This window comes from Dolichospermum sp. UHCC 0352, assembly GCF_009711925.1.
GTDB classification, from domain to species: domain Bacteria; phylum Cyanobacteriota; class Cyanobacteriia; order Cyanobacteriales; family Nostocaceae; genus Dolichospermum; species Dolichospermum lemmermannii.
This window is the reverse complement of record NZ_VIKY01000142.1, coordinates 48183-58203: the sequence shown is the minus strand read 5'-3', so window position 1 is coordinate 58203 and position 10021 is coordinate 48183. Positions and strand designations below refer to the sequence as shown.

The 10021-nt window shown below is 38.1% G+C and carries 10 protein-coding genes and 1 pseudogene; 7 read left to right on the top strand and 4 right to left on the bottom strand.

Annotated features, from left to right (window positions below; all coding sequences use genetic code 11):
• Window positions 1-32: 32 nt before the first annotated feature.
• A complete protein-coding gene (locus tag FJR06_RS09995) occupies window positions 33-503 on the bottom strand; it encodes a hypothetical protein (RefSeq protein WP_148279145.1) in 471 nt (156 codons plus the stop codon).
• 301 nt (window positions 504-804) lie between these two features.
• Here FJR06_RS09995 and cbiE point away from each other — a divergent pair, with 301 nt between their 5' ends.
• From cbiE to FJR06_RS09965, 6 genes are all read left to right on the top strand, one after another.
• Complete coding sequence (gene cbiE, locus FJR06_RS09990; RefSeq protein ID WP_168651348.1) at window positions 805-2013, top strand: precorrin-6y C5,15-methyltransferase (decarboxylating) subunit CbiE; 1209 nt, start codon at window positions 805-807, stop codon at window positions 2011-2013.
• A 532-nt stretch (window positions 2014-2545) separates the two neighbouring features.
• Window positions 2546-3529, top strand: coding sequence for an alpha-ketoacid dehydrogenase subunit beta (locus FJR06_RS09985; RefSeq protein WP_015083539.1), 984 nt, complete (start codon window positions 2546-2548; stop codon window positions 3527-3529).
• Window positions 3530-4129: 600 nt separating this feature from the next.
• Window positions 4130-5542, top strand: a complete 1413-nt coding sequence (gene secD, locus FJR06_RS09980) for a protein translocase subunit SecD (RefSeq protein WP_015083540.1) — start codon at window positions 4130-4132, stop codon at window positions 5540-5542.
• The gene (gene secF, locus FJR06_RS09975; RefSeq protein WP_168651347.1) at window positions 5539-6507 is read left to right on the top strand and encodes a protein translocase subunit SecF; all 969 of its coding nucleotides are present in this window, start codon (window positions 5539-5541) and stop codon (window positions 6505-6507) included. Before secD ends, secF begins: the two co-directional genes overlap by 4 nt.
• A gap of 166 nt (window positions 6508-6673) precedes the next feature.
• Window positions 6674-7084, top strand: a complete 411-nt coding sequence (locus FJR06_RS09970) for a hypothetical protein (protein ID WP_015083542.1) — start codon at window positions 6674-6676, stop codon at window positions 7082-7084.
• A gap of 148 nt (window positions 7085-7232) precedes the next feature.
• On the top strand, window positions 7233-7700 hold the full coding sequence (locus FJR06_RS09965; protein WP_015083543.1) for a GNAT family N-acetyltransferase: 468 nt from the start codon (window positions 7233-7235) through the stop codon (window positions 7698-7700).
• Here the strand turns inward: FJR06_RS09965 and FJR06_RS09960 are convergent.
• On the bottom strand, window positions 7645-8568 hold the full coding sequence (locus FJR06_RS09960) for a sensor histidine kinase KdpD (RefSeq protein ID WP_015083544.1): 924 nt from the start codon (window positions 8566-8568) through the stop codon (window positions 7645-7647). The genes FJR06_RS09965 and FJR06_RS09960 overlap by 56 nt on opposite strands.
• Entirely contained in the window at window positions 8558-9142 is a 585-nt protein-coding gene (locus FJR06_RS09955) for an L-threonylcarbamoyladenylate synthase (RefSeq protein ID WP_015083545.1), read from the bottom strand. Before FJR06_RS09955 ends, FJR06_RS09960 begins: the two co-directional genes overlap by 11 nt.
• A gap of 85 nt (window positions 9143-9227) precedes the next feature.
• Between FJR06_RS09955 and FJR06_RS09950 the strand changes: the two genes are divergently transcribed.
• Entirely contained in the window at window positions 9228-9545 is a 318-nt protein-coding gene (locus FJR06_RS09950; RefSeq protein WP_168651346.1) for a hypothetical protein, read from the top strand.
• 72 nt (window positions 9546-9617) lie between these two features.
• Here FJR06_RS09950 and FJR06_RS09945 read toward each other — a convergent pair.
• Window positions 9618-9809 (bottom strand): annotated as a pseudogene (locus FJR06_RS09945) (B12-binding domain-containing radical SAM protein); the annotation flags it as partial.
• Window positions 9810-10021 lie beyond the last annotated feature (212 nt).

The following is a 10021-nucleotide window of genomic DNA, read 5'->3' as shown; positions in this document are numbered from 1 at the left end:
CTACTTTGATTTATTTTCGTCTACTTACTTACTTATTTAGATTCAAGATATGAAATATCTTCCATATTAACAATAGTAAATAACCCAGAATTTTGATTTTTCTCTAAAATTACACCCATTCTTTTTTCTGTCCCAAAACCTTGGTAAAATAAATTTATTATTCCTAATAAATGAACATTTAAAATAGGTCTAATAACTAAAAAAACTTGCTTTTGACTTCTAAATTCTGGAATTTTACAAATTTCTACCTCTAAAGAAGGACTAGTCAAAAATGGTAAAGATTTGAAAACAGATTCAAAATAGAATATTAGTTGATTCTTATTAGTCTGAGGGTAAGATTCACTATAATATTTATCAGATATTAATTCATTTAGTTTATCTAAATTCTTTGTATCTATTGATTTTTTTAAATCTCTAAAAAATAGTAAAATATTTCCTTCTAAACCAGTAGGATTTAACTTAGATTTATGTGCTTCTTGAAATAAGTATATTCCTTCTTTCAATAGGATAAATATGGGGTACATAAAACTCCAATAATATAAATAGACATCTATTCTAAATATTTAACATATTTTTTACCATCTACCTCTGTAAATTTATCAAATAAGTAAATTTAATTATGACAAATTGTATTAATGAGGTTTATAAATATGTTGTAAAAACAATACATTACGCGCTCTTCTTTGCGCCTCTGCGTCTCTGCGAGAAAAAATACTCTTATTCAACTCAAAGCACCAACTTTACATCCCCTCACGGTAAGGTAATAAAAGCGATATTCCAGCAAAACAAACAACCTCACGAATTATGCAAAAATGGTTATCAATTATCGGTATCGGTGAAGATGGTTTAGCAGGGTTAAGTCCCATTGCTGTTTCCTGCTTAGACAAAGCTCAGATTATCTTTGGTGGTGAACGTCATCTTTCTATGTTACCACCTGACGACAACCGGGAAAAAATTCCCTGGAAATCACCTTTTACAACTTCCATAACCGAAATTATCAGTCGTCGTGGTCAAGCAGTTTGTATTTTAGCTAGTGGCGACCCTTTATGTTATGGTGTGGGTGCAACTATTCTGAAAGATATTCCTATTTCGGAAATTACAATTATTCCTGCACCTTCCGCTTTTAGTCTGGCTTGTTCTCGATTAGGATGGTCATTAACAGAAGTCGAAACTTTAAGTTTATGTGGTCGTCCGGTTTCTTTACTGCAATCTTATATTTATCCCGGTGCAAAATTATTAATTTTAAGTGAGGGAAAAAATACTCCCGCTCATGTCGCAGAAATTTTAATAAATCGCGGTTATGGTAATAGTCAAATTACCGTTTTAGAAAAAATGGGTAATATTAATGAGAACATTATCACAGATATCGCTACTAATTGGCAAGAAAAAAATGTCGCGGCTTTAAATACTATTGCGGTGGAATGTATTGCTGATAGGGGAATTGTTGGTTTATCCAGATTTCCTGGTTTACCTGATAGTGCTTTTCATCATGATGGACAATTAACAAAACGGGAAGTCCGGGCGGTGACATTATCAAGTTTAGCACCTTTACCGGGGGAATTGCTTTGGGATGTGGGGGCTGGTTGTGGTTCTATTTCTATAGAATGGTTGCGAAGTGATAGAAGATGTCGAGCGATCGCTATTGAACAAAATTCCACTAGACTAAATTATATTGCTGATAATGCGGCTGCTTTGGGAACACCAAATTTACAAATTATGGCAGGTAAAGCCTTAGAAGTCATCCCAAATTTACCAGCACCAAACGCAATTTTTATTGGTGGTGGTGTGACAGCATCAGAAATATTAGAAAATTGTTGGAATGTCTTGCTTCCTGGAGGTAGAATGGTGGTTAATGTTGTCACTTTGGCAGGTGAACAAAGATTATATCAATGGTATGAAAAAGTGGGAGGAAACTTTACCCGGATTGCTATTCAACGAGCCGAACCTATTGGTAAATTTCTAGGTTGGAAATCCATGTCTCCTGTGACTCAATGGGTAGGAGTGAAAAATTGATAATTAGAGATTTAGACAAAAGTACAAACAAAACTAGTACCGCAGGGCGGAATTAAAAATTAACAATTAAAAATTAAAAAAGCAGATTGTATAAGCTTTTTAGGGATTTTTAATGGTTATCTTACTTACGCCGCAGTGTACTAGTAGTTTGTCAAGATAAAAATGATGGACTGTAGTGTGAGCGTCTCGCTCACGCGGGTAAGATGCTTGCACTACCAAAAACCCGTCAAAATAAATTTAACAGACTACTAGATAGAAGTAATAACGCATTTCCCCAATCAGTCTTTGTTGGTAAGTGTCTATATTCAGCTAGATAAAGATGTTGTTTGTATTTTACTCCACTTTAACCAACTTTTGTGATTTTTTCGTGCAATTATTCTTCAAGTCAGATATCATGAATTTTCTACCGCTACGTGCAAAAAGTGGATTATAAAGAATTATCTGATGTTCTCAACAACAGTGCTAGGCTTGACTGTATTCGGGACAATGGCACGATAAAATTCTATAACGATAAATTGCGATAAAGGTCTAAATGGCAGAAACACTATTTTTCAACGCCCTGCGGGAAGCTATTGACGAAGAAATGTCCCGCGATTCTAGCGTATTCATTCTGGGTGAAGACGTAGGACACTACGGCGGTTCTTATAAAGTTACTAAAGACTTACACCAAAAATATGGTGATTTGCGAGTTTTAGATACCCCCATTGCGGAAAATAGCTTTACTGGGATAGCTGTAGGGGCGGCTATGACTGGATTAAGACCGATTATTGAAGGCATGAATATGGGCTTTCTGCTCCTGGCCTTCAACCAAATTTCTAATAATGCGGGGATGTTACGTTACACTTCCGGTGGTAACTTTAAAATCCCGATGGTGATTCGTGGACCTGGGGGTGTGGGTAGACAGCTTGGTGCGGAACATTCCCAACGTCTTGAAGCTTATTTCCAAGCTGTTCCTGGTTTAAAAATTGTGGCTTGTTCCACACCTTATAACGCTAAAGGATTACTGAAAGCAGCTATCCGCGATGATAACCCTGTGTTATTTTTTGAACACGTTTTACTTTATAACTTAAAAGAAGACCTGCCAGAAACAGAATATGTGCTACCGCTAGATAAAGCTGAAGTTGTTCGTCAAGGTAAGGATGTGACAATTCTCACTTATTCGCGGATGCGGTATCATGTGCTGCAAGCTGTGAAAGTTTTGGAAAAACAAGGTTATGATCCAGAAGTTATTGACTTAATTTCCTTGAAACCTCTTGATTTTGAAACTATTGGCGCATCAATTCGCAAGACTCACCGGGTGATTGTTGTGGAAGAGTGCATGAGAACTGGGGGTATTGGTGCAGAATTAGTTGCTTCTATTAATGACCGCTTATTTGATGAATTAGATGCACCTGTGTTGCGGCTTTCTTCTCAAGATATCCCCACACCTTACAATGGTAATCTTGAGCGTCTAACTATTATCCAACCAGAGCAAATCGTCGAAGCAGTCCAGAAAATGGTGGCTTTGCGAATTTAGGAAGTTGTCAGTTGTCAGTGGTCAGTTGTTCTTTGTCCGTTGCTATGAACCACTGACTACTGACTACTGACCACATCAAACTTCTACTCACAACTGGCAAAAAGAACGTTATTTTGACACTCCCCGGTCTAAAGACACGGGGATTCTTGGTTCAACGAGACCACTTAAACTAGACTCCTTGGGTTATCTAGCTCAGAGGTGGGACTCTCCCCAAGCGTTAGCTTTCGGTCTGCCCGACCGTAGTTGCATTGCTGCAAGTCCTGTTTAACTTGAAACGAGAAAGTTTCAAAATTCTGAGTCGTCTAGTTCCTATAAATCTTTTACCTACTGCTAGGAGGAAACTAGAACAATGCAGTAAAACCGCATAGATTTAATTGTCAAGGACCAGAAAAGCCGTTAGGCAGTTAGGTTTTTAGACAGGTTGATTACCTTTCCTGTTACAAGTAGTATAACATAAATCGCTGGGGGATAAATCCCCCACACGGCTTTCAGTCCCGGCTTAAAAGACATTGACACCTAAAAACTTTTTGGATTTTTAGGTGTCAATTCCGAGGTTTTTAGCCTATTTTCTTATAATCTTTGTCAGTTGTGAGTGATGGTATGCAAAAACAGCGATCGCTATTAGCGTTAATTATAGTTTTGGTCATCACCGCTATTACGGTGATTGTGACAATTCCTGTCCCCTTGGGACTAGACTTACGAGGTGGGTCACAGCTTACAATTCAGGTGAAACCAACGGCGGAAATTCCCCAAATCACCGAAAGAGAATTGGAAGCTGTAAAAAAAGTAGTGGAAGGGCGGATTAATGGTCTTGGTGTTTCTGAGCCATTAATTCAAACTATCGGTACAGATAAGATTTCCGTACAACTACCTGGTGTCAATGATCCAGAACAAGCAGAACGGGTATTAGGCGGTACAGCGCAGTTAGAGTTCCGTGTCCAAAAACCGAATACAGAAACTCAACTTTTTGCTCTTCAGGTAACAAAAAATGACCTGAAAACCAAGCGCGAAGACTTGAAAAAGAGTAAAGATCAAGCAGCAATTGATCAAAATAAGCAAGAGTTTGATCAAAGTAATCAAGCAGTTGCGGAATTGTTTGAAAGTACCAATCCACCCCTAACAGGTAAATATCTCCAGGATGCCTACGGTCAGCCCACTCAAGGCAATAACTGGGATGTGGCTATCCGTTTTGATCAAAAGGGTGGTGAACTCTTTGCTGGACTCACAAAAGACCTCGCTGGCACTGGTCGTGGTATCGGTATTTTCCTTGATAATGAACTGATCAGTTCACCTAGTGTAGGTGTAGAATTTGCTGCTACTGGGATTACTGGCGGTTCTGCGGTAATTACAGGTCGTTTTCAAGCCCAAGAAGCCAATGATTTAGGCGTACAATTACGCGGTGGTGCATTACCTGTTCCTGTGGAAATTGCGGAGAGAAGAACGGTAGGAGCTACTTTAGGAAAAGATAGTATTCAAAGAAGTATCTACGCTGGTATTGGTGGTCTGACTTTAGTATTAATATTTATGGTGTGGTACTATAGATTACCAGGAATGATAGCGAATATATCACTATTGATTTACTCCCTACTGACTTGGGCTACCTTTTGTTTATTGAGTGTCACCCTCACTTTACCAGGAATTGCGGGTTTTATTCTCAGTATCGGTATGGCAGTTGATGCTAACGTTTTGATTTTTGAACGCACCAGGGAAGAACTACAAGCAGGTAAATCTTTGTATCGTTCTGTAGAATCCGGTTTTTACCGCGCCTTTTCTAGTATTTTGGATAGTAACGTTACTACCTGGATTGCTTGTGCTGCATTGTTTTGGTTAGGTTCAGGACTAGTCAAAGGCTTTGCTCTTACCTTAGCTTTAGGCGTAGGGGTGAGTATGTTTACCGCAATTACTTGTAGTCGCACATTGATGTTTTTAGTTATTTCCATTCCCTCTTTGCGGAAAACAGAATTTTATGCTCCTAATGTGCCAGTAACAAATAAGACAGGAGTGGCACGATGAGATTAGATATTAACAAAGCCCGGGGTACTTGGTGGACTATTTCCGCTGTGATTATCCTGGTGGGTATCATCTCTATGGTGATATCCACACTCAATCCCAGTATCAAAGCACCTCTGCGTCCCAGCTTGGACTTTATCGGCGGAACAAGGTTGCAATTTGTCCGGGACTGTGGCAAACCTGGTAACTGTGACCAGCCAATAGATATTAATCTGGTGCGAGAAGTCGCCAAATCCCAAGGACTTGGAGACAGCAGCATTCAGTTAATCTCGGAAAATGGCCAAGAAAATGGCATTACTATTCGCACGAAAAACCTGGAAACAGAACAGCGGAGTAATTTGCAAACTGCGTTAACTGAAAAAATCGGCGCTTTCGACCCGCAAAAAAACCAAATTGACTCCGTTGGTGCAACTTTAGGAAAGGAATTATTTACTTCGGGAATCTTAGCTTTAATAGTTTCCTTTGTCGGGATAACTGTTTATATGGCTTTCCGGTTTCAGTTGGACTATGCCTTATTAGCTATTGTGGCATTGTTTCACGATATTCTCGTCACAACTGGAGTTTTCTCAATTTTAGGCTTAGTTTTCGGTGTTGAGGTAGATAGTCTTTTCATTGTTGCTTTGTTAACTATCACAGGGTTTTCAGTCAATGATACTGTGGTAATTTATGACCGCATTCGGGAAACTATTAAACTTCATCCTGAACAACCAATTGCTGAGGTTGTTGATGATGCTGTTAACCAAACTTTATCTCGGTCAATCAACACGACTTTAACCACCTTACTGACATTAACTGCTATTTTCCTATTTGGTGGAGAAACGCTCCATTATTTCTCTCTAGCTTTAATTGTCGGCTTTATAATGGGAGCTTATTCTAGTATATTCATTGCCAGTACACTCCTGATTTGGTGGCGAGAACGCAGTCAAAATTACCAAGTTGAACCCCCTGTGACTTCTCCAGAAAGCTAAATTCAGTCATGGAAAATACCTCGTTCCTAGCCTCTGGCTGGGAATGCCTAATTTGAGGCTGGAGCCTCCTTGTCACTAGCGGCAGAGCCGCAATAATAAACATTCCCAGTCGGAGACTGGGAACGAGATTTTAGAGTTTTTTGTAGGCGCAAGCTATACTCTTCCTATGGATAAACCCGAAGAACCACAAATTGAGGTAGAAGAATTCGGAGTAGATTCTGCTTTTACTCAACAAATCCAAAAGCTACATCAGCTTACAGTATACGGCAGATGGTTATTTGTCGGCTGTTTGTGGCTAATAATAGCCCCTGTTTGTCTGTGGGATTTACGGGTAGAAATTTCCTTGTTACAACAATATTTTACCTGGGTAGGATTACGGTACGCACTAATTTTTCATCCTCTATCTGCCCTGGGTTTAAGTTTGTGCATAGGTGTGACAACTTCTGTTTTAGTTTGGCAAAGTCGCAATATTCTGTGGGGATTACCATTGGCAGAACAGGAAAAATTAAAAAAGCAAGTTTATCGTATTCGTCAACAAGGATCTTCTCACCCTCTATGGAAGTGGGTTTGTCAATGAACAGGGAAGAGTGATTAAAAAAGAGTGTTTTAATTTTTAATTCTTAATTTTTAATTGAACTGTTGCATATACATATACAGGTTTAGTAATTTCTAGGAAAATATGCCATAACAGAAACAAATATCTTAGGATAAGTGGGTGTTTATAGATGAAATATTCTCAGATTCAATTTAGCCACAGTCATGCGGATATTGATCTTTACCAACTCCAAGAACTGTTTAATCTGTCCGCTTTTTGGGCAAAAGGACGAAGTATTAAGGATTGGGGTATAGCTATTGCTAATAGTGAACCTGTGATTTCTGTCTGGGAGAAGGAATTATTAATTGGCTTTGCAAGAGCGACTTCTGATGGTATCTATCGCGCTACAATTTGGGATGTTGTGATTCATCCAGAATATCAAGGTAATGGACTAGGTAGCAAGTTGGTAGAAACTGTTTTAAGTCATCCGCGAATGCAAAAAGTAGAGCGTGTGTATTTGATGACAACTCACCAGCAGGAATTTTATGAGAAGATTGGTTTTCAAGCAAATAACACAACAACAATGGTGCTATACAATCAATCTAATTTTGATTTTGTTCCTGGAGAGATTCAACTTCAGGAGTCGTTAGAGGCATAGATATTTGCCATCTTGTTAACTGTGATTTTTCTTCCTGATTGGTGGGGAAAGGCAAAATTTCTAACTTTCCTCCCATCAATTCTACTAAACTTTGATGAAGTGAAAGTTTCATTCCTGGTGACAGAACTATATTTTTCTGAGTTGTCTGATTTTCAGCTATCATCAAATCTATAGATTCACTTGTAACTACAGTTTCAGTTGGTACATCTAAGCAGATATTTACATAATTATCTGTAGGTTGTAGATGACTAGAAAGATAAATATTCCCTGCTTCCATTTGAGCAATTGTTGTATCTATCAAGTTTATTAATACTTGTTTGAGCCAGCGGGAATCTGCTAAAATGTAAATTTTTGGATCTGGTGGTGATAAAGTAAAAGGATAATTACGATTGACTGCTAATAGATAAGTTAAGTTATAAATTTCTTGTAAAAATTCAGATAATTGCAAAGTTTCAATATCTAATTTATTTCTACCAGATTCAATTTTGGAAACATTGAGAATTTCATCAATTAGTTTTAATAACTTGAGAGATTTTTCGTGAGCTTGTCCGACAAATTCCCGTTCTTCTTCGGGATTGTCACATAAATCTGTCAAAATCAATTGATGTAAGCCAATTATACTCCCTAATGGCGATCGCAATTCATGGCTAATTCGGGCTAAAAAACCTGCTTGAAACTGACTCATTTCTTTGGACTGATAATAGGCTAATTGAGTTTGTTTCAATTCTTGTAAAAGTTGGTTTTCTTGCTGTTGTGGAGCATTTTGAATGGGAATGGATGCAGATTTTGTAGGCTGAAGGAATAATCTACAAATACCTATTCCTAATCCTATTCCTGCTCCTAAATATAGCCAGTTACTAAAATTCATAATTATCTAATTTAATACTACCTTGTCGTAAAATCTGCCAATTGTTCCCTGTCCATTTAGCAACGGTGGAAGGTATTCCCAAACCTTGGTATTCTGTTGATTCTAATGTTAAAACCTCTGGAAATTGAGCTTCTATGGCTGCTTTGGTTTCTAAAGCTGGTTGTCCTGATAAATTAGCGCTAGTTGTCGCCATTGGCCCAGTTTGCGCCAAAATAGTTTGAGCAACTGGATGATTTGGGACTCTAATCCCAATGGTAGTTGGTTCAACAGGGTTCATGACGGTGGGAATTTTGTCACTAGCTGGTAAAACTAAAGTTAATGCACCTGGCCAATGTTGATTAACAATTTTTTGCCAGATTTGATATTCTCTTTGGCTACCTTGAACATAATCCCATAAATCTTCAGCTTTAGCAGCCATTAAAATTAAAGGTTTATCGAAACTGCGTTGTTTCGCTGCATAAATTAATTCTGCTTGTACTGGTATGGTGGCTAATGCGGGGACGGTATCTGTGGGGAAACTAATGAGTTTTCCAGCTTTTGCAGATTCTATCAGGACTGATAATGAAAGGTTCATAAAGATGGTTTTTCTGCTGGTGTTTTGAGTTGGGGATGATTTTTTTGATATTATTATTATCATAGTAGAAATGGAGTTTAAAAACATGACTCAACTAACACCAAAACAACCAGCGAGAAGAGGAATAATTTTTCCAGAACTGACTTTATCACCGGAAGAATTAGCTAGACGTAAAGCTGAAAATGAGGCAGAGTATCAACGTTATCGGACATTTTTTGAGCGTGTACGTCCTGAATTGATCAAAGAACATTATGGCTGGTATATTGCTATTGAGTTAAATAGTGGTGATTACTTAATTGATCAAGATAAAGAAATTGCACATCAAAAAGCCCGCGATAAATACCCAAATGCTGATCATTGCGTTTTTTGTTTGAATGAATCTGGAGCAACTGGGAGAATATGATAGAGGGTACATTTGGTGAAAAGAAGCAGCTATTTCTTGAAATTGAGTTGCTTGCTAATGATGGTTTAATTTTGCCCATTCTGCTTCTGTGGCGGCGCGAATGTTACGATCTACAAGCTTAAATTCCCATTCTTGGGGCAAAATTGCCGCTACCGTTACTAAACCCAATGGTGGTAACAACACCTTTCTGTCAACCAGTGCCAGAATTTTCTCATAAGACCAAAAGGTGCTTGGAAATATTGGATAAACTAGCAAAACACGCATAGTCTCACCCCTCACGATTTATTTGTGATCTAACTGTAACTAAAATTAAGACTAATTGACTTTTTTCTCAAGCCTGTTGTATGTGAGAATGCCTGAATCAAGATAACCAGGATTTAAGGATTTGCAGGATGAAGACTGGGATTTGATCACCAATTACCCATTAGCAACCTCAATTAGATGACTAGCAACTTAAGTTAGTAACTATATATACG

What these genes read in the sequence shown, in the direction of transcription:
- FJR06_RS09960 (WP_015083544.1), bottom strand. Translation starts at nt 8,568, where the DNA reads ATGAATTTTAGTAACTGGCTATATTTAGGAGCAGGAATAGGATTAGGA.
- cbiE (WP_168651348.1), top strand. Translation starts at nt 805, where the DNA reads ATGCAAAAATGGTTATCAATTATCGGTATCGGTGAAGATGGTTTAGCA.
- FJR06_RS09970 (WP_015083542.1), top strand. Translation starts at nt 6,674, where the DNA reads ATGGATAAACCCGAAGAACCACAAATTGAGGTAGAAGAATTCGGAGTA.
- secD (WP_015083540.1), top strand. Translation starts at nt 4,130, where the DNA reads ATGCAAAAACAGCGATCGCTATTAGCGTTAATTATAGTTTTGGTCATC.
- FJR06_RS09955 (WP_015083545.1), bottom strand. Translation starts at nt 9,142, where the DNA reads ATGAACCTTTCATTATCAGTCCTGATAGAATCTGCAAAAGCTGGAAAA.
- FJR06_RS09950 (WP_168651346.1), top strand. Translation starts at nt 9,228, where the DNA reads ATGACTCAACTAACACCAAAACAACCAGCGAGAAGAGGAATAATTTTT.
- FJR06_RS09965 (WP_015083543.1), top strand. Translation starts at nt 7,233, where the DNA reads ATGAAATATTCTCAGATTCAATTTAGCCACAGTCATGCGGATATTGAT.
- FJR06_RS09985 (WP_015083539.1), top strand. Translation starts at nt 2,546, where the DNA reads ATGGCAGAAACACTATTTTTCAACGCCCTGCGGGAAGCTATTGACGAA.
- secF (WP_168651347.1), top strand. Translation starts at nt 5,539, where the DNA reads ATGAGATTAGATATTAACAAAGCCCGGGGTACTTGGTGGACTATTTCC.